Annotated in this window: 20 protein-coding genes; 2 read left to right on the top strand and 18 right to left on the bottom strand. The window is 31.8% G+C overall.

The genetic code is table 11. The annotated features are described in order from the left end of the window. Nucleotides 1-30 precede the first annotated feature (30 nt). From F0000_RS28620 to F0000_RS17065, 6 genes are all read right to left on the bottom strand, one after another. Entirely contained in the window at nucleotides 31-273 is a 243-nt protein-coding gene (locus F0000_RS28620) for an AtpZ/AtpI family protein (RefSeq protein ID WP_149625944.1), read from the bottom strand. Beyond that, entirely contained in the window at nucleotides 230-664 is a 435-nt protein-coding gene (locus F0000_RS17085; RefSeq protein ID WP_149625943.1) for a polymer-forming cytoskeletal protein, read from the bottom strand. The genes F0000_RS28620 and F0000_RS17085 overlap by 44 nt, the downstream gene beginning before the upstream one ends. 25 nt (nucleotides 665-689) lie before the next feature. Next, nucleotides 690-3332: a hypothetical protein gene (locus F0000_RS17080; protein WP_255452783.1), complete on the bottom strand. Its 2643-nt coding sequence runs from the start codon at nucleotides 3330-3332 to the stop codon at nucleotides 690-692. Nucleotides 3333-3642: 310 nt separating this feature from the next. Continuing rightward, a complete protein-coding gene (locus tag F0000_RS17075) occupies nucleotides 3643-4338 on the bottom strand; it encodes an ABC transporter ATP-binding protein (RefSeq protein WP_149625942.1) in 696 nt (231 codons plus the stop codon). 5 nt (nucleotides 4339-4343) lie between these two features. After that, nucleotides 4344-5819 carry a DUF5687 family protein gene (locus F0000_RS17070; protein WP_149625941.1) on the bottom strand — a complete coding sequence of 492 codons (1476 nt, stop codon included), beginning with the start codon at nucleotides 5817-5819 and terminating at the stop codon, nucleotides 4344-4346. 665 nt (nucleotides 5820-6484) lie between these two features. After that, the gene (locus F0000_RS17065; RefSeq protein WP_149625940.1) at nucleotides 6485-8563 is read right to left on the bottom strand and encodes a carbohydrate-binding protein; all 2079 of its coding nucleotides are present in this window, start codon (nucleotides 8561-8563) and stop codon (nucleotides 6485-6487) included. Between the two features lie 435 nt (nucleotides 8564-8998). Between F0000_RS17065 and F0000_RS17060 the strand changes: the two genes are divergently transcribed. After that, nucleotides 8999-10051, top strand: a complete 1053-nt coding sequence (locus tag F0000_RS17060; protein WP_149625939.1) for a ferredoxin--NADP reductase — start codon at nucleotides 8999-9001, stop codon at nucleotides 10049-10051. 38 nt (nucleotides 10052-10089) lie between these two features. Here F0000_RS17060 and F0000_RS17055 read toward each other — a convergent pair whose 3' ends face one another. The 5 genes from F0000_RS17055 to F0000_RS17035 are packed head-to-tail and all read right to left on the bottom strand — an operon-like array spanning nucleotide 10090 to nucleotide 14377. Then, entirely contained in the window at nucleotides 10090-11166 is a 1077-nt protein-coding gene (locus tag F0000_RS17055) for a glycosyltransferase family 9 protein (RefSeq protein ID WP_368668112.1), read from the bottom strand. A 13-nt stretch (nucleotides 11167-11179) separates the two neighbouring features. Continuing rightward, nucleotides 11180-11788, bottom strand: coding sequence for a DUF4254 domain-containing protein (locus F0000_RS17050; RefSeq protein WP_149625938.1), 609 nt, complete (start codon nucleotides 11786-11788; stop codon nucleotides 11180-11182). Nucleotides 11789-11790: 2 nt separating this feature from the next. Continuing rightward, entirely contained in the window at nucleotides 11791-12789 is a 999-nt protein-coding gene (locus F0000_RS17045; protein WP_149625937.1) for a DNA adenine methylase, read from the bottom strand. A gap of 26 nt (nucleotides 12790-12815) precedes the next feature. Next, complete coding sequence (locus F0000_RS17040) at nucleotides 12816-13460, bottom strand: hypothetical protein (protein ID WP_255452782.1); 645 nt, start codon at nucleotides 13458-13460, stop codon at nucleotides 12816-12818. Beyond that, on the bottom strand, nucleotides 13457-14377 hold the full coding sequence (locus F0000_RS17035) for a DUF6427 family protein (protein WP_255452781.1): 921 nt from the start codon (nucleotides 14375-14377) through the stop codon (nucleotides 13457-13459). Before F0000_RS17035 ends, F0000_RS17040 begins: the two co-directional genes overlap by 4 nt. A 123-nt stretch (nucleotides 14378-14500) precedes the next feature. On the opposite strand from F0000_RS17035, the gene F0000_RS17030 reads away from it, so the two are divergent. Beyond that, a complete protein-coding gene (locus F0000_RS17030; protein WP_149625935.1) occupies nucleotides 14501-14737 on the top strand; it encodes a uracil phosphoribosyltransferase in 237 nt (78 codons plus the stop codon). Between the two features lie 271 nt (nucleotides 14738-15008). On the opposite strand, the gene purD is transcribed toward F0000_RS17030, so the two are convergent. The 7 genes from purD to F0000_RS16995 all read right to left on the bottom strand — a co-directional run bounded on the left by purD (nucleotide 15009) and on the right by F0000_RS16995 (nucleotide 24003). Next, on the bottom strand, nucleotides 15009-16280 hold the full coding sequence (purD, locus tag F0000_RS17025) for a phosphoribosylamine--glycine ligase (protein WP_149625934.1): 1272 nt from the start codon (nucleotides 16278-16280) through the stop codon (nucleotides 15009-15011). Nucleotides 16281-16350: 70 nt separating this feature from the next. Next, entirely contained in the window at nucleotides 16351-17688 is a 1338-nt protein-coding gene (locus tag F0000_RS17020; RefSeq protein ID WP_149625933.1) for an O-antigen ligase, read from the bottom strand. Between the two features lie 159 nt (nucleotides 17689-17847). Then, nucleotides 17848-19203, bottom strand: coding sequence for an exopolysaccharide biosynthesis polyprenyl glycosylphosphotransferase (locus tag F0000_RS17015; RefSeq protein WP_149625932.1), 1356 nt, complete (start codon nucleotides 19201-19203; stop codon nucleotides 17848-17850). A 21-nt stretch (nucleotides 19204-19224) separates the two neighbouring features. Next, nucleotides 19225-20571, bottom strand: a complete 1347-nt coding sequence (locus tag F0000_RS17010) for an exopolysaccharide biosynthesis polyprenyl glycosylphosphotransferase (protein WP_149625931.1) — start codon at nucleotides 20569-20571, stop codon at nucleotides 19225-19227. Nucleotides 20572-20577: 6 nt separating this feature from the next. Further along, complete coding sequence (locus tag F0000_RS17005) at nucleotides 20578-21561, bottom strand: UDP-glucuronic acid decarboxylase family protein (protein WP_149625930.1); 984 nt, start codon at nucleotides 21559-21561, stop codon at nucleotides 20578-20580. Between the two features lies 1 nt (nucleotide 21562). Next, the gene (locus F0000_RS17000) at nucleotides 21563-22876 is read right to left on the bottom strand and encodes a UDP-glucose/GDP-mannose dehydrogenase family protein (protein ID WP_149625929.1); all 1314 of its coding nucleotides are present in this window, start codon (nucleotides 22874-22876) and stop codon (nucleotides 21563-21565) included. After that, nucleotides 22873-24003, bottom strand: a complete 1131-nt coding sequence (locus F0000_RS16995) for a glycosyltransferase (RefSeq protein ID WP_149625928.1) — start codon at nucleotides 24001-24003, stop codon at nucleotides 22873-22875. Before F0000_RS16995 ends, F0000_RS17000 begins: the two co-directional genes overlap by 4 nt. Nucleotides 24004-24315 lie beyond the last annotated feature (312 nt).

The raw sequence follows: 24315 nt of genomic DNA, 5'->3' as shown, positions 1-24315 counted from the left end.
TAGGAATTAAATTTTAATCAGAAAGATATATTATTTTTCAGAATTGTTAATTCTATCTAATTGTTTAATAACCAAGTATAATGAAGATGCAACTCCAAAAAGGACAAAACCCATTGTACACCAATTTTTCTCTAATTGGTAATAGGCGTCCAATTTTTTTCCGATAAATGCACACACGAAAATGATCGCACCCATCTCAAAAGCAATACCGGTAAGAGCTAGGTATTTTCTAAGCTGATTTCCCTTGTCCTTGCTGTCCTTGTTTTTGTCCATCTTGCTTCGTTCCCAAAGATTTAACTCCACCTTTCATTACGCAAGATGCATTGAACGTTGCTCCAGGCTCTACAGCTAATTTGCCAACAGATACTTCTCCCTCAATATGTGCAGTAGGTTTTAATGACAACGTTCCGGAAATCAATAAGTTTCCTGAGAATTTTCCTTCAAAATCTGCATCAGAGCACTCTAAAGTTCCTTTGATAAAACCTGATTTTCCTACGACTACTTTTCCTGTCGTCTTAAATGTACCTTCGATAGTACCTTCTACTCTAAACCCTCCTTCGGAAATCACATCTCCTACAATCTTCGTTCCTTCGGAAATTTTGTTCTGGTTTCTGGAAAAATCAGTCAATGCCTGTTCTTTTCCTTTTTTATTGTCTGAAAACATAGTTAGTACGGGGGATTAAAAATTATTATTCTGACTCTGGCTCAGGTTCTGACTCCAGTTGTACATACGTATCCATATTTTTATGAATCTGCATAATTCTATAATTAGGCGACGATACTATTAAGTATTCATTATCTACCTTATCATAATACTTCTTTTTTCTATTCCACTTTGTTAAATCTACACCTCTTGTATCTTCTACTTTTCCTATAAGTAATAACTCTGCCAGTCCTTCTGCTCCTAATTTATTCCTTCTGGTGTGAACAACCACAAATTGCTGATCTTTTGTATAGACATCCAATGAAACTTTCATCTTGTCATATCTAAGATCTATTAAGATCGCTTCGAGACGTTCTTTTAATTCCTGCGCCTGATTATCACCAAATATAGAAAAAGGATATATTAATTTATGATTTTTCTGATCTTCCAGACCCATTAAAAAATTACTATCTTGTATCTGCGGTATAGTTGTTTGATAAATTAACTGCGCTTTTTTTCCTTCAGGGCTTTGTGGATAATTAAGTGATACATAGTTTAATGCTTCCTGATATTTTTCGAATCCATAATAGCGACCAATGGACTGTGCTTTAAGCAGTTCAAATTTTGGAACAAAATCTTCTCCAGTAAACTTGGTTATCAATTCATCACTCTCTTTTATCACAGCGGCATATTTCTGATTTTTAAAGTCTTTGTATAATCTATTATACATAGATTCAGGGCTGTTTTCGTCGTCTTTTAGGGCTTCATTCGGGTTTAGCAAGATTTTAGCATAACGAGAATCTCCATGTGTATTGATAATATCGCTTTTGATCTCATTTGCATTACGCTCTTCTCCAAGCAGATCATATATTTTATATAAGTTATACTTGGATGGCACAATCAGACGTTCTTCCGGATCATTCTTTAATAAACCTTCAAATTTATCAATTGACAGTCTGTATTCCTGAAATTTTTCTTTATAGATAACTCCCAGCTGATAGTATGCAAAATTACGATCTGTTTTCAAACTATCTAAAACACCTTGATCTGAGGGCAATTGTACAATATATGTCTGCGGATCAAAAGTGGGATCTTTATCAATAGAATATTCTTCCTTTACTTCCTCACTTTCTTCTGAGATGACACTAGGATTGCTAACACTTGATATCTTCCAATTATCTTTTAATTCTCTATTCCCGTACGTTCTTTTGAAGGATGTCTTACCAAAGGCTACTGTGGTCGGATTATAAAAATAGAATGTTCCTCCTTCTGCACTTGGACCTCCTCTACTACCGGATAATCCTGTGCCTGGTTGATTAAACCTCTGTTCTGTAGGTAATCCTTCTTTTATTCTTGCAATTTCTGCTGCTTCCTGCGCTTCTACAGCGATTGCTTTAAGCTTTTCGGTATACTCTGAGTAATATGCCAACCTTTCTTCTGGGGACATGGCAACTGCAATAAGTATACTATCATTCGTTTTTGCTATACCTTCATATAAAATTACATCATCCAGATTGTCACGTTTTTTCTTGAGTACTCTATGCCTTTTAGAATCTACTATCATTCGCTCCAGTGTACTATCATAGTAGGCTCCAGCCACTGCATATTCTTTATAATCAAATTTTATATCTCCTAAGGTTTTATAATTAAGAGATTCTAAATATTTATCCTCAGAATTGGTACGTAAAGATTTATTGTAGTAATCTACGGCAAGATCAATGGAATCCAGTGTTTTAAAATAAACTGCTTTTTGATTATAGATTTTATCCAAAAAAGGTCTGTTCTCGCGGTTTTCTTCGAGATCCGTCAATAATTCCAGAAATTCTTCCTTGTCACCGGTTTGGTAATTAAAATTTCTGGCTTTTGCCATATAGGCATTTAGCATATATCTTCTTGGGGTTTTTCTATTCAGGTCAATAACCTCATCAAAAGCATAATTAGCACTATCCTTATGTCCTAACTCATTAAATAATTGTCCTTTTATATATAAATACCTTCCTTTTTCTTCATTATTTTTAGAATGTACAGCTGCCTTATTGATAAAGACAATTGCATTTTCTTTTTGCTTCAGATTAATATAGGCTTGTGCAATCATCGCTACAGCATCAGAATAATCCTGAGGCGTCATATATTCTTCTTCGATCATCTTTGTAAGATCTTCGATCGCTTTTTCATTGTTGTCCAGACGAAGATTGGTTTTGGCTCTCCAAACCTTAGCGTGATTTATGGTATTACTGGTTGGATATTTGTATAGAATATAATTAAATGCTTCCAGTGCTGGTATAAAACGTTGCTCGTTATATCTGGCTTTCCCCAGTAGCAAAAAAGATTCATCGATTTTAGGATTTCGCTCTCTATCTTCAATTAGCATGCTATGCTTCTGGATTGATTTTGCTGCTTTTTCTTCTGCTTTATCAAAGTTTTGATTCAGTACTTCGTTTGGCAATCGTACATCTTCACTGACAATCAATCTTTCTACGGGCAATAACTCCCAGAAATTATCTTTATATGTCTGTACTATATCTTCTTTTCCTTTTTCAAAAGCTACTTTACCATTATAAAGTGTATTATTCTTGGTAGTTACATCGTGCCAGGTTCTATTAACCCATTTATCTTTTTTACGCGAACAACTAAACACAATAAGCGTTAAAAGAAGTAAGGCGATAATTTGCGAAATTTTTTTGTTCAAAATTAGTATAATTTATACGCTGATAACTTAAAAACTTGTGTTTTAGTGTATCATAATGGCACAAAAGCGATGTGTGAAATGTAAAAATACGTTTCTTTCTGCAAAAAACAGGTTGTTAACAAATTTTTCTTCTTCGGGAATAGATTTTTAATGTGTTTTGTAGAGTTATTAACAATTAATAATAAAATGATTTTCTTTTGTATGAATATCATTTTAATTTAAAAAAATCATACCATTTATATATTCTTAAAAAAAGAATTCTATAACAGGAAGCTGGAATACTACGTTATTCTAATTAGTATCTTACGTTTTATTTATTAAAATGTGCTTCTAATTCCTTAAGCGTCTCTTCTGAAGTTTCCAAATCCTTCACTACTTCTCCTTTATCCAAAACTACTATTCTACTGCAAACTTCTGTAACGTGCATGAGGTCATGACTAGAAACTAATACGGTTATAGCAGGATCTGCCGCCAGATCTTTTATAATCTTCTTTAAACGAATCTGAGTAGTTGGATCCAGATTCGCAAAGGGTTCGTCAAGAATTATCACTTCGGGATTTCCTATTAATGTCGCTACAATACCTACTTTTTTCTGATTTCCTTTAGAAAGGTCACGTAAATATTTCTTCTGACCTAAAATCTCACCGTGAAAAAAATCTTCAAACTCAGAAAGTAAGGCATCCACATCTGCTTTGTTCTGACCACGAAGTTCTCCTATAAAATAGAAATACTCTTCTGCCGTAAGATATCCAATCAAAAATGTCTCATCAATAAAAGCAGCAGTAATTGATTTCCATTCTTCACTTTGATCAACTCTGATACCGTTATTCTCGATGTGCCCTGTAGTTGGTTTGATCAGATCTAATAATGCGCTAAATAATGTAGTTTTTCCGGCTCCATTATTACCTACCAACCCAAAACTATCTCCTTTTGGTATTTCTAAGTGTTCTATAGTAAGCACCGTATTACCTGCATATGTTTTTGTAATGTCTTGTACTGCTATCATTTTTCCTATTTTTTTTGTTTGTAAGCCCAGATTGTCTTGTATTTCTCTGTTCTATAAATTTTTTCGATTTTGTCAAAGACCATGTTCCTAAATGCAAAACCTGCTATTCCTGCCAATGCCACCAATAAAAAACCGGCATATGGGCTATATGCATAATGTCCTATGGCGTATAAAACCATAGGCAATACCATTTTTGGTAATGACAACATCAAGGTTTTTACATTGAATGCCTGTTTATCTCCAAACGCTTTTTTGTTGCTTGTAAGATCAATAGGTGTTTTTACATATGCCCCCGCCCATAATACGATATGAGAATTGACTCCCATATTAAAAATGGCACCTGTGATAACAGCCAGATACGATTCCCACCCAAAATACAAATATCCAGAGGCCAAAATAGTAGAGAGCAATGTAGCAATGACCATCAACCACCATTTTGAAGATAAATATTCTCTATAGCGTATATTCTGGGTCATCATTAATGGATAGTAAGAACTATCCCAACTTGGTACAAATTGACCGAAACTTAACAGGAATCCTCCTGAAACAAAGATTCCGGCAAAAATCTTCCAGACAGGACCATCATATGCTTCTATGGATCCTGTAAAAAATAACAATCCATAAAATAGAAACAAAATGCTCAGGATTATAGTAGATCTGGCTCTTTTATTTCGTTTTATTAATTTGATATCGTTTTTAAGAAATATTGCTGTTTTCCCAAATCTATCTAACCATTGCAGGTTTTCAGTTTTTATGTTTTTAGATTTTGTCGCCAATCCGGCATCCAGATATAAATCTTTGATAAAGGATCTAAATGAAATTACATATGCAACAATTGCTGTAGCTATTGGTATTAAAAACAACCATTTGATTTCATACAATCCTTGAAAAAAAGGAGCCGTATATTGGGTAATATCAAAATAACCGAAATAATGTAATCCACCTAAGATTGCTACTGTTCCTGCAACAAAATATATCAGGTTATCTTTATTATTCAATAGTATATTAAGAAAATTATTACTGTAGACCAATCCGATTAAACCGATATTCCACAGTAAAACATTAAAAACCGGCGCATCTCCTTCTGCTATTAAAAGGATTGAAAATGGAACAAAAAAGAATGCGTGAATACTATTAAAGAATGAAAACACTGTCTTACCCAATGCAAAAGAAACAATCTTACTTTTTTTGAAAGGCAAAATCAACAGTGGTTTAATATTAATCACTGGCATTTTTTGAAGTGCATATTTAAAAATCAAATCAAAAACAAACCAATAGATTAGAAATCTATTTATCACCTCTAATGGATTTAATGACAACTCTTTATCAATATAGGTATAGACACCAAAACTGCCAACAACCATCATAACGATTAGATAGATTGCCCAGAATCCCATAAAAATTTTCATCCAAAGCCCAGAAGATAAGGAAGCAGACCTCCAAAAAGATTTCCACTGTAGTGTAATAAAATGTTTAAACATAGTTGTTCGTGTTTTTAATGAAGTTATCACCTCATAGAATTTGCTTTTTTGTTTTATTTCAAAATAGAAAAACTATAGGTCATGCTTTAATTTTCTCTTACCTCGGATAAAAAATTATTGTCTTGTATTTAGGCATTATTAACAACTTCATATATATTTAGTAATCAAAAATGTTTTTTTGTTACAGAAATGCCAATAAAATCTTAAAACAAAATGTTTTTGTACCAATTCTTAGGTGGGATCACCATAAACTGAATCGAATTATTTTTTAATTCAGACGAGAAACAAAAATCATATCTAGCAGCACTATCGATGTTTTTTATTTCGAATTGTGAAACAAAAGGAAACGATGTTAGTAACAAATTTCATTTGAGAATTAAATTATATAAAAAAACGAAACTAATTTCGGGTATCGAAATTAGTTCCGCTCTATAGTACCGAGGCATTGTATGCTTAAAAAATGTATTTATAAAATATACAACAGACCTATTCTAATCTTACATAAGAGTATGTTTAAAAACCTTACTTCCGGAAAACAAATATTTTAAGAACCGTGAGCTTACTTCAAATAATTAAAATATCTCGATATTCTCATCATTTGAAGCATCCTCAGAACCTCAAACTATTGATTTTCAATTTGTATTCTTTTTAAACATACTCTAAGATTATTTTTTGATAAGTACACTTGATTGGATGTAATCATCATCTTTCATTTTTATGAGATAAGCTCCTTTTGACAAACCTGTTAAAGAAATGACAGCACCAGTTTTTAGTACTCCAGTATGAATCATTACTCCTTGCAAGTCAAAAATGGTATATGATAGTGTTTTTTTGATATCAGTAATCGAAATAGAGGATGTAGCGGGATTAGGGAACACCTTGAATTTATCTCCTTCATCAAAATTTTGGCTAAGAATCGAAGCGTCTCGACTGTCTATTTTTCTAAATTGAAATTTATCCATATTCCATTGCCATCGATTACTGCCATTTGCGGTTACCCTAATGGTATATATTCCAGCGTCTACAGTAATAGTATTCTGACTAATCAATGGATAATACTGATCCCATTCTCTGTTATTACGTACAACATCATTTGCGACTACTTGTCCGTCAATTTGCATTTGTACATTCGCACGATTCATTGGTGTACTTATAAAATAAGTTAGTTCATAATCACCACTTTCCGGAAAAGTAACATCAAACTCCATCCAATCCTGAGAATTTACAAAATTTACTCCGATATCTGTTGCATTCACACCAAAATACCCACCAGGCGTATAATTATTATTGGTACCTGTATCAGAGAAATTCTCAACTTCAATTACCAAATCATCTGTATCTGTTGGCGGATTAGGGTCTGGATCCGGGTTTGGATTTGCAGGAGGGTTTACTAAATCAAAACGTCTCAAGAACATCCAACCACCTCCTACCTGATCCCATCTCAGAACATGGCATAATCCCCATGAAACTCCAAATCTTGGAGACGTTCCGTCAGTATCCGAGCGAAAAATTCCTAAAGCATCAGGAACATTAGAAGCTTTTCCCATCATTTCAAAATTAACACCATCTTCAGCATACTGAATACTCCCTCGCTCCGGACCATCCAGATGTTGGATAATAGCAATTCCTTCTTTATAATTCCAAACACTTACTTCATGTCCTGTTGTCGTTATCGGATTATATTCTGATTTTACATAGGGTCCCGTTGGTTGATCCGCAATAGCAACTCCCCATCTTATTTCTCGTTGCCCACAATATCTATCTTCTCCCATACGCTCGCCTTTGTAGTATAAATAAAATTTATTTTTATAAAATCGAATGCAAGGATCATGCACTTTATGACTATCAAAATCTCCTTTTTCTATAACATCAAAACGGCTTGTAGAATTAGGACTCCATATCCCATTATCGGTCGGTCTCAGAATAGGTTTTTCTAATTTGGTCCACGGACCATCCGGACTATCAGCTACCGACATGGCTACCGTATTCTTTACACGTTCTATATAAGGATGTTTTACGGCTTGATACACCAGATAAAATTTATTTTCATGCTCAAAAATTTCTGGTGTAAATACTGATCTGTCATCATAAGAACCAGAAGCGCCTCTTAAAACCGCTGGTCCTCTTTCTGTCCATTGATATCCATCAGGAGATGTTGCATAATACAGATCCGCATGATCCCAGGGGAAAACATTATCATTTACATTGTTTGTATTAAAATATGTTGAGCGTTCAGAAATTTTATATGTATACCACACATAATACAATCCGTTATACTGGATCACAGCGCTAGGGTCTCTTCTGGTATATCTGGAATTAGCGGCAAAATCGCCTGTTAAGTTAGTTTCTGTAAATTCTACATTCCAAGTAGGATCATTAGGAATCCTGGGATTGCTATACGTATTACAGGATGTAAGGTAATCATTCCACCTGGTGGTTGCTGAACTGGTTTTTTTCTTTCTCAGTTTTACAGAAAGATTTACTGTTGGCAGTACATCCTGAATATCTTTAAAGATGTATCCTTCTTTTTGAAACTGTACTGTTTTTTGTTGATTTGCTCCTACAAAAAAAGAAAAAGACCCATCATTAGAGGTGATTTGTTCTTGGTTATTTTCTACAAGACGTATCCTAACATTGTTAAGTGGTGTTCCTGTTTCATCATCGGTCACTAGTCCACTGAATGCCTGAGACATTACTGCAAGCGGAATTAGCAATAAAACGGTTAAAAAATAAAATGGTTTCATGAATTTGTTTGTGTTAGTTGAATAAATTAGTATAGATACAAAGTAGTATTGCGGCAGTACTAGTTTTGAACTACCTACTCTGATCTATTAGTTAGCTTAATGTTATTAAAATATTGAAAGAAAACCTATTATTTTATATTAAACTATGTTAAGACCATATAAATTGATAGGTACCTGTTGATATTATATTAGTCTACTTTTACCAAAACTTAACTTATATTTAAAACTCTATAGTGTCTTATAGGCATTCTTGTGATGAGCATACTTCTATATTTTTTTTATAAGCACGCAATTTTAGCACAAAACTATTCCAGGATATTTTGCATTTACTATTTTTGCAAAAAATAAATTCAATCTCGAAATATTTTAGAGATTAAACCGACCTAATCAGAAAGCTGCTATTAAGTTATCTAGTTTAGCGTTTATTATATTACTATGTCAGATTTTCATACCCTTAGCATAAAAAACATTGTTAGAGAAACCTCAAAGGCTGTTTCTATAGAATTTGAAATTCCCTCAGTATTAAAAAACACGTATTCCTTTGTCGCTGGACAGTATGTTACTATTAAAACTGAAATTGAAGGAAAAGAGATAAGACGAGCTTACTCAATTTGTAGTGCTCCCAAAAGTGGATCACTTGTAGTTACTGTAAAAGAAATTGAAGGTGGAATTTTTTCTGCGTATGCTAATAACACCTTAAAAACAGGTGATTCTCTTGAAGTTCATACGCCTGAAGGAAACTTTTTATTATCATCAGACCCTAAACACAAAAATACGTATGGTGCTTTTGCCGCAGGAAGCGGAATTACTCCTGTGATGAGTATGATTAAGTCGGTACTGGAAGAAGAACCTCATAGTAGTTTTGTAGTAACCTATGGAAACAAAAATCCCAATGAGACTATATTTCTAAAAGAACTCTTATCATTACAATCTACATATCCGGATCGTTTGTTTATTGAACTTTTTTATAGTAGAAGTGATGAAGATGGCGCACATTTTGGAAGAATAGAAAAATCTACTGTTAATTATATTATCAAAAATAAGTTTAAAAACACTTCTTTTGACAGCTTTTATCTTTGCGGCCCTGAGGAGATGATCAATATTGTCAAAGATACATTGTCTGATACTGGCGTAGCGAAAGAAAAAATTAATTTTGAGTTATTTACCAGTAGCACGGATGAAGGAAAAATTGATATAAATCTAGCTGGTGCAACCAATATCAAAATTATAGTTGACGAAGAGGAAACGAGTTTTATCATGGATCAGAAAAAAACGATTCTTGATGCTGCCTTAGAAAAAGACATTGATGCCCCGTATTCTTGTCAGGGAGGTGTTTGCAGTTCTTGTATCTGTAGAATTACCGAGGGCTCTGCTCTTATGGAAAAAAACAGTATTCTTACAGATGGAGAAATAGAAGAAGGTCTAGTATTAGCTTGCCAGGCACATCCTACTTCATCCAATATAATCGTAGATTTTGATGATGTGTAATACCTTTTCTGATAAAAATAACTAGACGACTTACACCTTTATAGTGTGTTTACTACTTTGAGTATCGTTTCTGGTCTTATAGTATGCATAACTTTTTCATACCCTTCGGGAATTTTATTGCCATAAATGGATGTAGGGATTTGATCATACTTTGCCAAGTTAGGTAAAATAGCATATTCTATAGGTTGCCCAAAAGGCATAAAACCTGCAAAGGGATGTGTTACTCCCCATAACGTAATAGTGGGTACTCCATACATAGCCGCAAGATGAGCATTACCGCTATCCATTGATAGCATCCCATCCAAATTGCCAATGAGTTGTAATTCTTCTTGAAAATTTAATTTCCCTACGACATTGATCGCATTTTTATATTTGCTATCTATATTATTAAGAATATCTGCTTCTTTTTTTCCGCCTCCAAAAAGAAAAATTTTGAATGTATCATCTTGATCCAATGCTTCAATTACAGCAATCATTAGTGACAAAGGATAGGTTTTACTCTCATATTGCGCAAAAGGAGCGATTCCTAACCACTTTTTAGTAGAATTCTGCACCAGATTCAAAATTTTTGGCGTTAAAGAAGTTTTAGGTGGAAATGAGTGATTTTTTAAATCAATAGGAAACTCGAGTCCTGAAAAAACATCTGCATATCGCTGGTGTGTAGTTTTTAATTGCTTAAAAACTTTATTTTTCGATCTGGTTAATGCCTTTTTCTCTGCCCTGCCTTTATCTACTTGTACTACTTTAATCCCTCTGAACTCGAAAAACCTTTTTAAGATATTAGATCGCAAAACATTATGTAAATCTGCAACTGCCGTAATTCCTACCCCTCTAAGTTCTCTGGATAATCTGGATAACCCTAATACACCTTTGTGTTTACCTTCAACGTCTGCGTGAAATACTTCTAAATTTTCTATTCCATTAAATATAGGCGTAAAAAATTTTCTGGTTACTACTGTAATTTTCACATTAGGATAAGTAGTTCTAAACGTTCTTAGTACCGGGATTGTCATTGCTACATCTCCCATCGCAGATAATCTAATCACCAGAATGTGCGCATCAAAACCATCCGAAAAGGTTTTGTCTTTTTTTGCTATGGAATTCTTTTTATTCAAAAAAAGTCAGCTATTACTTTTCTCCTCTTAATACAGGATTCAACTCGTCATCATTATACATTTTCATCTGCTTATAAACTTTCATGTATTTATCTCCACTTTCTATATCTTCCAGTAAAGTATCGATCGCAGTAGAAAGATCTGTACGTTGCTCTAATAATACATCATATTTTTTCTGACAGATTGATTTATGTGAGTCTGACGCTCCTTCTCTAATGGTTTCTTCGTGCATATGGTATACTTTTAATGCAAGAATCGATAACCTATCTATTCCCCACGCCGGACTTTCTGTATTGATGGTAGCCTCAGGTGTGGGTATGATATCTTTATATTTCTCTAAAAAATAACTATCAATATACTCAACCATATCTGTACGATCCTGATTAGAGGCATCAATCTTCCTTTTTAGGGTTAAAGCTGCAACTGGATCAATCTCAGGGTCACGGATTATATCTTCGTAGTGCCATTGCACCGTATCAATCCAACATTTACGATACAATAAATGTTCTATCACTTGTGATTTACTATCATATGGATTAAAAAAATCCTGATCTACTCGATCAATTACATGATACATTTCTATAACTTCTTTGAAGATCGTATTTGCTTTCTCTGTAAACATTATCATTTTTTTTCTAAGATGTGTAAATATTCAATGGTGGCAGTAGCTTTATGATTTCGATTTTCAGTCTTATCTGCCTTAAACCTCTGGTATGCTGTGGTTACCAGATCATATCTTCCATAACGTTGCATAATCTCTCTTATTTCTTGTTCGGGCATCAATCCTTCATTATTATAACTCAAAAAGAGATAGGTAAACTTAGCATTTTTAATCAATTCTTCAAAAACGGTAATCACTTCACCTTTTTTACAATAATCCGATTTATTATAATGTCTTAATCCCGTTTTGCCTTTAGGAACAAAAGTATCATATTTTGCTATAGTATTTAGCATATGATAATTTGCACCATATTGCCTCGCATTGTATGGTGGGTCAAGGTATAATATATCTCCTTCTATTTCTTTGATTAATGTATTACTATCTTTATTATATACTTGATGAGAATTTTTGGTATGCTTAAATTCTGCGGGGATTATTGTCAATGGTTTTTCTGCTGTTTTCTTTAGTTTTTTTAGATATGCTCCGTAGACTGAGGCTGTATTTGCTACTTTATCTGCCGCTTCTAATAACGATGCTAATAAAAAAAAATAGGTGTTATCATCAATCTGAGCAGCAGTTTTCCAGGCTTCTATTTGTATTCTTGCTGCATCAATTCTGAGCCCATTCTGATCACTAAAATATTGTCGTTCTGATCCACCACCTTTACAATAATTCTGATAAATAAACCCTTTTTCACCTATCAGTTGATTAAGCTCAAAAAGGTATGAAAATGCATCAATATACGTGTGATTTCCTATATAATTCCGGTTTAGCACATAGCTATAATATTCTAAATCATTTGCTATTACTTTATGTACTAAGGTTTTAAAACTTCTACCTACAATTCCTGTACCGGCAAAAAGATCACAAAAAACCTTTTGTTCCAGATCATTGCCAACTACATTTTTGACAGATCCAATTATGAAATCCGAAAGTTTATATTTTGATCCTATATAATTCATTTATCTATTCTAAAAAAGATATTCATTTACCGTATTGCCCAAATCAATCCTGCTTTTGTAACGTTATAAGGCTGTAATTGTAATCGGAATAGTTTTGAGTCGTCAAATGTAGCAACATAAGTTGAAATAATATCTTTAAGCCAAGTGATTTCTGCTTTTAATTTCCAATGATTTCCGTCTTTGGCATATACTATCAAAAACATTCTATTCTCCAAATGTCTTCTTTGTTGTTGGCTTTGATTTATATACAACCATGCTATAAGTTCTTTGGGATGCTGTAGTGCATATGCCAATGGTTTCTTAAATCCTTTTGGAAAAATACTGGTTTTATGATCAAATGTATCTCCGAAAAAGGAAAAATCCATCAGTTTATCCTTTTTATTTTTAGCCGCAACAATACCATCGAGATCTGTAAATATTAGTTCTACAGCCAATGCACTCCAATAGTTATACCACCTATTAATTGTATAGTAAAAAAACTCTTTTTTGTGTACTTTAAATTTTGAAACTGCTGTTGCAATTTTTGGGATCAGATCTTTCCATGTTACTGTGGTATATATAAAATTGCTATAGCCATCCCATACATCATTTTGTTTACGAAACCATATATACTCATAAGATAATCGGTGCTGAAGCTCTGACTCTATAGTATCTAGGTGTGCTTTAATCAAAATAATAAAGCAATAAAAGGAATTAATAAAAATACCCAAATATTAATTTCTTTGACCAATTCATTATAATCAAGTTCTAAATAAGTAGTTCCTATAATCGCCAAAGGTCCGGCTATAAAAATCATCTCTGAAGTATTTTTTTCTGGCGCAATAATAACAATAATTAATCCCACCAATAATTGCATGAGTATAAGGTTTACTACAGGTTTTGTTTTTGCCGGTTTCCTCTTAAATTTGGTTATATACATTGAAAAAAAGAATACCACGCAAATTATTAATACTCCAGAAGAGAAAATTGAATCTTTAGTCAGATAATTTTCAAAAGAAAAAGAAACTGCATTCATATAGTTGTTTATTTCAAAAAACGAATCATAGAATACTAAAGTAAAACAATTAGTAAGTATATATACAATCATCAAACCTATTATTGGAATCACCCAGTTTCTATAATTTTTGGGTTCAAAATATAATATTCCCAGAAATAGTATACTTATAAAAGCGATGCTCCAGAAATATGCCAATGATGCGATACCAATACATAATGAAGCATCAAGAATTGTGGCTTTTATATGTTTCCCACTTCCTAATGTTAGTACACTTCTGATTCCTAAAATCAAAAATAAATTTGCCACCAGTATACCTATATCGGTAAGAGAGTTTGGTAAAATAGCGGTTAGAAATGCAAATAATAAAATTGTATTCGTACTTTTTAGGGTAAGATCATTCTTCTGAGTGATCAAATTTAATACTGGCATATATAAAACATAGATTACAAACCCTGCTATTAATAGTAAAACAGAAGCATATTCTATTACAAACCCTTTTTTGAGATTCGCGGCTATATAAAATACAAGCATGTATAATGCTATGATTATAAAATTAATTGGTTTTGATTTACTAAAAAAACTTGATAACACTACTATTTTTTATATTTTTGCATCAAACAATATATCATTGTTTTTATTTAAAAGATAATTAATTTATAAAAAGTTTTTGGTTTATCTGATCGTACTTTTTATAACTAAAATAAAGATCCTATTATGAAAGATTTTTTTGAAGCCATAGCATCTCTTTTTGTAGACGTACTTTTTGCTCCAATGGACGCCCTTAGAGCATTAGAGTTAGAAAGCTGGACTGCTGCTAATATAGTAAACTGGTTATTTATGACTATTGGTTTTGTAGCTTTTTTATACTGGATGAAAGAGCTTAAGAAATTTAATGATAACAATGAAGAAAATAGGGATCCTAAGGCACATTCTTTTTTAAAACCTGAATAGAAAAGAACTGGACTTAAGCTTTTATACCATTTCTACCTTAAAATTACTTACTAAAATTTGTTCTCTTCCCCTTATGCTTCAAAATAAAAATTAAACGTAGCTTAGGCTATGCTGAACTTTTCTTTTTTGCCTAAAGAAAAAACAACTGTATTTTATTTGGGTAATTTTAAAGCAAAAATGGTATTATTTAAAAGAATAAATCTCAACCATATAAAAAAGACTCAAGAATTCAGAATTCTTGAGTCTTTTTTATATGGTTTGTAAAATTTGATTATAAATCAAATCCTAAATCCTTTCTGTAATACATATTATCAAAATGTAACTTCTCTATATTTTTGTATGATTTTTCTAAAGCTTCTTTAAAATTATTACCAAACGAAGTTATCGCAATAACTCTACCACCATTGGTTACAATATTTTCTCCATCAAGCTTTGTTCCCGCGTGAAAAACCAAAGAATCTGACACTAATTCAATTCCAGTAATTTCTTTTTCTTTTTTGTATGCTTCCGGATATCCTCCAGAAACTGCCATAACTGTTGCTGCACTTCTTGTATCGATCTCCACATCAATCTTATCCAAAGTCTGATTCGAAACGTGGGTAAATAATGACACCAAATCTGTTTTTACTCTTGGTAATACTACTTCTGTTTCGGGATCGCCCATTCTTACATTATATTCGATTACTTTAGGTTCATTCCCTACTTTAATTAAACCTATAAAAATAAACCCTTTATAGTCAATTTTTTCTTCTGCAAGACCTTCTACCGTCGGTTTTATGATTTGTTCTTCTATTGTATTCATAAAAGATTCATCGGCAAATGGTACTGGTGAAATTGCACCCATCCCTCCAGTGTTTAATCCTGTATCTCCTTCTCCGATGCGTTTGTAATCTTTGGCTGTTGGTAAGGTTACATAGTTTTTACCATCTGTCAATACAAATACGCTTAATTCGATACCATCAAGAAACTCTTCTATTACTACTTTCTCACTGGCGGTACCAAATTTTTTATGAGTCAGCATATTTTGGAGCTCTCTTTTGGCTTCCTCAATATCTTCTAGAATCAGTACTCCTTTGCCTGCTGCCAGGCCATCTGCTTTTAGTACATAAGGTGCGCTTAATGTCTCCAGAAATTGCTTTCCTTCTGCAACATTATCGGCAGTAAAACTTTGATACTTTGCTGTTGGAATACGATGCCTGAACAAAAATTCTTTGGCATATTCTTTACTTCCTTCTAATCTGGCTCCTTCTTTGGAAGGCCCTATCACTGCAATATTTTTTAAATCAGCATCTTTAGCAAAGAAATCACTTATTCCCTGTACTAATGGATCTTCTGGGCCAACCACCACCATATCGATGCTTTCTTTTAATACAAAATCTTTGATCGCAGTAAAATCAGTTACTGATATAGCTACATTAGTAGCCATTTCTGAAGTTCCTGCATTTCCTGGCGCTACAAACAATTTTTTGCATAAACTACTCTGAGCAATTTTATAGGTAAACGTATGTTCTCTTCCTCCTGATCCAAGTATTAAAATATTCATTCCAAGGTTCTTTTATAACTAAATTCTAAGCTGTCAAAAATAATCCTTTGCCTGTTTTCCTGCTAATTATTTACGGATTTAATTCGATTGAAGTACTATTCTTTATAGCAGGAGCATTACGTATAATTCTACTGCTCAAAATGCTTCTCTTTTTTAGTAATAGTGGTATTACAATTGATAAGAATACAATTCCGTTGAATCGAACCAACATAGATTCGAACATAAGAGATATAAATAATATTAAAAAGACAGAAAATTCATTTCGACTTCTTTTCATACGAATTGCCAATAGTATAAAAATAGTAATCAAAACTCCAAAACCTACACTCCCTGTCTGGAGCAGTGTTTGAAGAAACTGATTATGTGAATTGTATTTATTTTCATAATTATAGTCATATCCCAATTCTTTATATTTTTCAATCAAAATATCATTGGCATCACCAATTCCGTAACCTAGTAAGGGTGCACTTTTTATCAATTCAATACTGGCATCCCAACTTAACAGTCTAAATTTTTCTAAGGTTGAATTGTCATACTCCATTGTTTGTTCATAGACAGTTGCTTCTGTATAAAAATCAAATACACGAGGATTTTTTAAAAATACTGTGAGTCCTAAGCAAAATAAAATCAACATCGTATATCTTTTACTTCTATCAGAAATATTAAAAATCAACAACACTGACATCAAGATTAAAATCAAATATGCTGCTCCTGATGCTAACAAAAAAAGGTATAAAAATAAAATGATTACAATAAAAAATCGCAATCCTGAGGTTAATTTGTTTTTAAGGTAATAACTCAATACCAATAAGATATATAAAGAAAGATAACTAGGGTTTACCAATTGAGAAAACTCTGCCTCTACAAGGTAATTCCAACCATCTGCTATAACGCCTAAAAATGAATAAAACCCCCTTAATGACAACCGATACATCAGATCTCCTTCAATAATTTCTGCCAGATTACTGATCGCTAAAGAGAAATTAATAAAAAAAGAAATGATCAATCCAAAAAGTAAAAAATCAAAAAGCTTTTTTACGGTAGAAGCATCTTCTTTCACAAATAAAAAAATTATCGGGAATAATAATAATGATAGAGATCGTTGCGTTAAATCTATCCCATCAGAAATATTTTCTGAATACACTAAACTACCAGATATTATAAAAAAATACAATGGAAAAAGTAATAATATCTTATTATCAGAAATAAACTTTTTTTCTGACTTAAAGATATTTATGACTCCTAAGGCAATAGATATTATGAAAAATGGCGTAGGAAGATTAATTCCTAACGGCAATAAAAGAAAAGCAATATAAAGACTGTTCCAAAAGATGGTCAAAACACGATTGTCTTGCTCACCTTTATAGAACATTTCTGTTAATTCTGATATCCTTTTTCTTAGTTTCACTCTCTTTAATTTTCGTAATAAACATAGACTTTAAATGGAAGCCTATACATAATCATTTATAGTAATTAACGTGAATTCAATATAAAAAACACATCAATTCGAATAATCTGACGAAGGAAGATTGTATCGAGAATAGCCATTTTTGACTGAAAAACTGAATTAATACGCCTTTTCCTGACCTTTTATGACATTAAGTATTGTATTGAGAATAATTTTTGAGTCTAATAACAGCGACCAATTTTCTATATAAAAAATATCATATTTAATCCTATTCACAATATCTTCATTATGCTCTACTTCTCCTCTATATCCCTTTACTTGTGCCATTCCTGTAATACCTGGTTTTACAGAATGACGAAAAACAAAATTATACTTATCGATTCTTTTTGCATACTCCTTGGTATATGATAACATATGTGGTCTAGGGCCCACTACCGACATATCACCGAATAGCACATTAAAAAACTGGGGTAATTCATCAATACTCGTTCGTCTTATAAAGCGTCCAATTTTAGTAACTCTATGATCTTCTTTCTTTACCTGCGTAAGATCATTCGAGCAATCATCATGCCTCATGGATCTAAATTTATAGCATACAAACTCTTTATAATTAATCCCATTACGTCTATGGCTATAAATTAACGGCCCATTGGACTCTGTTTTTATCAAAACATACAATAAAGGAATTAACCAAGATAGAATAAAAATAATCACTAATAAAGAAAAAACAATATCAAAAGCTCTTTTGATAGTTCTATTTGCAGAACTATTCAATGATACTTCTGGAATAGACAAAACAGGTAAATATTCGTAATAATCTGTTTTTAACCTTTTTGAAAAAATATGTTCTGTATTCGGAATAAATTTAACTATTGTGTAATTCTGATCAGCATATTTGATATATTCATTTAGGGTCTCATTAGAAATTTCATCCATAGAACAGTATATCTCATCTACTTCTTCTTTTGCTAAGAACTCAAAACTATCCTGAATAGTATTTGGTGATTTGTTCGAAAATATTTCGAGAACCTTATACCCCATATCTTTTCTTTTGTTAAAAAAAGTTTTGAGTTGCTGGGCACTTTTATTATTCCCCACAATTATGACTCTCCTATTATTACCCCCCAGATAAGATCTATATCTTTTTAAGGCATAATAAGAAATAAATTTTATGATTCCTATTATGCTAATTGTAATGAAAATAAACTTTGAATTATCCTTAAAAGAAATATTGCTGATCCTAAGCAGTCCAAAATATGCATACATTAGAATTAATATCAATGTAGCTTGTTTACATAAAAGAGAAACTATTGTAATAACCTTGGAATATCTATAAACTTCATAAAAACTAAGTAAATAAGCAACTATTAGCCACGTTATTGATATGAAAATATAAAATCTATTATCCGTAAGGTGAGTGAGAAAATAGGAAGAAGATGTTATCAAAATAACAAGATCAATTACAATCAGTATTGGTCTTATCAAATATGAATATCCTCCTCTTTTATGATGCATTTTATGTTATATACTACATTATCAATATGCCTTCTCTTCTCCTCGAATAGCATTAACTATAGTCAAAATTACTATTTTAATATCTAATAATAAAGACCAATTCTCTACATAAAAAATATCATATTTTACCCTGTTAATAATATCTTTATTAGTTTCTATTTCACCTCTAAATCCACTAACCTGTGCTAAGCCTGATATTCCAGGTTTTACAAAATGCCGTACCATAAACTTATCAACTTTTTGAGAAAAATCTTCATTATGTTTTACCATATGAGGTCTTGGTCCGACAACAGACATATCACCTAACAAAACATTTATAAATTGAGGCAATTCATCAATACTAGTTTTTCTAATAAATTTACCTATTTTGGTTACTCTATTATCTCCTTTTGTAGTTTGTTGACCACTCGTACTTGGTTTCATTGATCTATACTTAAAGCAATAAAATTCTTGATAATCAATTCCATTTCTTCTTTGTTTAAAAAAAACCGGACCTCGAGACTCAAACTGCATCAGAAAAAATAAAAGTGGGGTTAACCAGGACAGAATACATATTAACACCAGTAATGCTAATATTATATCAGAACTTCTTTTTATAAATTTATTGATTGGATCATCCAATGGTATCTCTCTGAACGACAAAACTGGTACATATCCATAATAATTAAAAACTAATTTTTTAGTAAAAATATCTTTATTATCAGGAATAAACTTAAGAACCTTTAAATTATTATCTGCAAAATTAACTACTTTTCTTAACTGCTTATTAGATAATTCTGCTATTGAACAATAGATTTCATCAATCTCATTATCTATTATATAATTAAAGAAGTATTCAAATGAAAAGTCTTCTTTGCTGACACAAAACTTTTTTTGAAACTTATAACCAAATTCAAGTCTATTATTGAAAATTTCTATCAATTGATTGGTCTTACTATTATCTCCAATAACAACAACATTTCTAAAGTTTCCCCCAAATACTTTTCTGTACTTGTTTAATAAATATAGAAGTAGAAATTTGAAAAAAGAAATTAAAAACATTATTGTAACAAAGTACTTTGCTATCTCTGCCCTGATAACTGCAGGTTGCTCAAAAATTCCTATAAAAGCATAAACAATAAGCCAAAAAATTAAAAATTGCCTTATCAAAGATGAAAGAGTATGAGTTACCTTAGAAAACCTTTCTATGCCATAGAATTTATTCTTTACAGATAAAACTATCCAGGTAACGGATATATAAACTAAAAATAAGAAATCATTAGTCAAATTAGTTTGAAATAAGCCTACTAAAAAATTTAATAGCACTAAATCAACTAAACAAAAAATCGGTTTTATATATATTGAATACCTTCCTTTTTTACTCTTCATTAATAATTATATCAATTTCTTCGAAAAATCCCTATGCTCACTTTTATACAATTCTTCTTTTGACAAACTTTTAAAATAATCCAGTGTATTTTTCATTCCCTTTGATCTATCCACATTAGGTTGCCAATCCAAAATTTCTTTTGCTTTAGTAATATCCGGTTGTCTTTGAAGTGGATCATTTACTGGTAATGGTTTATAGATTACTTTTTGATCTGTTCCTGTAAGCTTTATAATCTCTTCCGCAAAATCTCTAATAGTAATCTCATTTGGATTTCCAATATTTACTGGATACACATACTCACTAAAGAGCAATCTATAGATTCCTTCAATTAAATCATCTACATAACAAAAAGAACGAGTTTGTAGCCCTTCTCCAAAAACAGTAAGATCTTCTCCTCTTAACGCCTGACCAATAAAAGCCGGAACTACACGTCCGTCATTTAATCGCATTCTGGGTCCATAGGTATTAAAAATTCGAACTATCCTCGTTTCTACTCCGTGGTAGGTATGATATGCCATCGTTATAGATTCCTGAAAACGTTTTGCTTCATCATATACTCCTCTAGGTCCGATGGTGTTTACATTTCCATAGTAGTCTTCTGTTTGTGGATGTACCAGAGGATCTCCATATACCTCACTTGTAGACGCTATTAATATTCTTGCTTTTTTTTCTTTTGCCAAACCTAATAAATTATGAGTTCCTAAAGAACCCACTTTTAATGTTTGGATCGGAATTTTAAGATAATCTATAGGACTAGCTGGTGAGGCAAAATGTAAAATATAATCCAGTTCTCCAGGTATATGAACGAATTTAGATACATCATAATTATAAAACTCAAACTGTTCTAATTTAAAAAGATGTTCAATATTTTTAAGATCTCCTGTAATCAGGTTATCCATTGCAATAACATAATACCCTTCTTTTATAAACCGATCACATAAATGTGATCCTAAAAAACCTGCTGCTCCTGTTATTAAAACTTTTTTCATCTTATAATTTTATGTCTTTTCTTCCGATTGAGAAATAAGAAATTTCTTCTTTTTCAATATCTTGAAGGTCGTATAAATTTCTTCCATCAAAAATAACCGCATTTATAAGGCTATTTTTTATTTTTTTGAAATCAGGTGTTCTAAAAATACTCCACTCCGTACAGATTATTAATCCATCCACACCATCTAAAGCTTCATACATAGATTTAGAGAAAGTGATTTTATCTCCATATTTTCGACCTACATTATCCATAGCTTCCGGATCAAAAGCTATTACCTTTGCTCCTTTATCTAATAAACTATCAATCATATACAATGCTGGAGCTTCTCTAATATCATCAGTTTCAGGTTTAAATGCCAATCCCCATATAGCAAAAGTTTTTCCTTCCAAATTTTTATTAAAATATGCCTGAATTTTCGGCATTAAAGCTATTTTTTGCTTGGTATTCACCTTTACAACAGATTCTAAAATTTCAAAATTATAGTTATCATCCTTTCCTGATTTGTGTAATGCTTTTACATCTTTCGGAAAACAAGAACCTCCATAGCCAATCCCAGGAAATAAAAATCTTTTACCAATCCTTGAATCTGTTCCCATTCCTATTCTTACCTTATCGACATCAGCACCTACCTTCTCACAATAATTAGCAATTTCATTCATAAATGTAATCTTAGTTGCTAAAAATGAATTTGCAGCATATTTAGTTAATTCTGCAGATTTTTCATCCATAATTAGAATTGGATTTCCTGATCTCACATAAGGTTTGTATAGTTTTTCCATCAACTCAATTGCTCTTCGTGAATCAGATCCAACAACAATTCGTTCTGGTTTCAGAAAATCATCTACAGCAAAGCCCTCTCTAAGAAATTCTGGATTAGAAACTACATCAAAATCGCACGTTGCATTCTTTGCTATCTCCTCTCTAACCTTCTCTGAAGTGCCTACTGGAACCGTACTCTTATCTACTATTACCTTATACTCTTTTATTAATTTTCCAATTTCTTTGGATACTCCCAAAATATATTTTAGATCAGCAGAACCATCTTCATCTTCTGGAGTTGGTAGCGCCAAAAAAACAATCTCTCCATAGGATAAACCTTCTTCTAAAGATGTTGTAAATTTCAAACGATTTGCTCCAATATTACGTTCAAAAATTACATCCAGATGTGGCTCGTAAATAGGAACTTGCCCCTTTTTCATTAGCTTAACTTTATCTTCGTCTATATCTACACATAACACATCATTTCCTGTTTCTGCTAAACAGGTTCCAGTTACTAAACCTACGTAACCTGTTCCTATTACTGATATTTTCATATACTATATTTTTGATATTTTTTTTCTAATTTTTCTATGTTAACATTAATATTAAAATTATCATTGAAAAAATCCAATGAGTTTTTTTCCATTTCTAATCTCAAAACATCATTATTATAGATCTCTACGATTTTATCAGACATGCTACTTATGTCATTTTCTCCAATAACAAATCCGTTATATCCATCAATAACCAGATCGCGATTCCCATCACAATTGGTAACAACGCACGCTTTGGATAGCGCGATACTTTCTATTATCGAATAGGGTAAACCCTCGTATCTAGCTGTCGAAATATAAAGTCTAGAATTCGAAATTATTTTGAAAATTTCTTCACGATCAATCCATTTTACTAAAGTTACATTCTCTTTCAATAAATTATCTTTGATAAGTTTTTTTACATTCTCGAGATTTGGGCTATACTCTCCAACTCCCATTAGAACCAAATGTATATCCGGTATCTTTTTTCTTACCTCATTTAACACTTCAATCATCATTTCGATATTCTTCTGATATGATGGCCTTCCTACTGTACAGATATAACTTCTAGGCCAAGTAATGGGATAATTGGTATTGTTCTCTTTTAACTTGATGGGAAGAATCGAGTTATTAAACAATTCCGTTCTTAGTTTTTTGTAACCTACTTCATTAATACCTCGCTGAAGTTCAGAATTAGAAGACGCTAAAAGTACAGAATTAAAGGATCTAAATATTCGTTCAAGACCTAAAAACAAAAACCTTTTTAATTTACTATCTGTACTTAAATATGAGTATGCCTGAGGCGTATGTAAAACTTGAACCTTGTAAAACAAAGAAGCTATTCTTGCTATAATCCCTCCTTTTGCACTATGCGCATGTATCAAATCTGGTTTCTCTACCTTTAAAATTTTAATTGTTTTATAAATAGAGTCAATATCTCTCAGCAAATTGATTTCTCTTTGTATAGGTACTTGATAATCTTTAACTTTTTCATTTCTCTTATTGGTAAAATCTTTTGATGTATCATTATCGCCATGAATAACAAAACTATCAACAACATCGGGATTGATATTTTCTAAGATTAATCTTAACGACACGTCAACACCACCAACAGAATTGAGTATATGAGCGATTTTAATTTTCTTCATTTATATTAACATCTTAAATTTAAACAGATTTCTAAATTAGTAATGATGTAAATTGAGAATTCTTTACAAGAAACTATTAATTTTTCTTGTATAAAAAATTACCTCAGAAGCAACTGCTCAAAAGGTGTTTAACTTTATATGTGTAATACCATTTCTGATTTAAAATTACCTATTTAAATTTGCCATTTTTATGTGAGTATTTTAAATCAGAACTAGTGTAAATCTACATTTTATTATTACTAATAATAAAATTATTCATATTTCTTCATTCTTAATTTCCTATACTAAGCTATTGTATTTTTAAAATTTGAT

The organism is Aquimarina sp. RZ0 (assembly GCF_008370685.1).
Classification (GTDB): Bacteria; Bacteroidota; Bacteroidia; order Flavobacteriales; family Flavobacteriaceae; genus Aquimarina.
The sequence above is the reverse complement of the archived record's forward strand: the minus strand, read 5'-3'. Positions and strand labels throughout refer to the sequence as shown.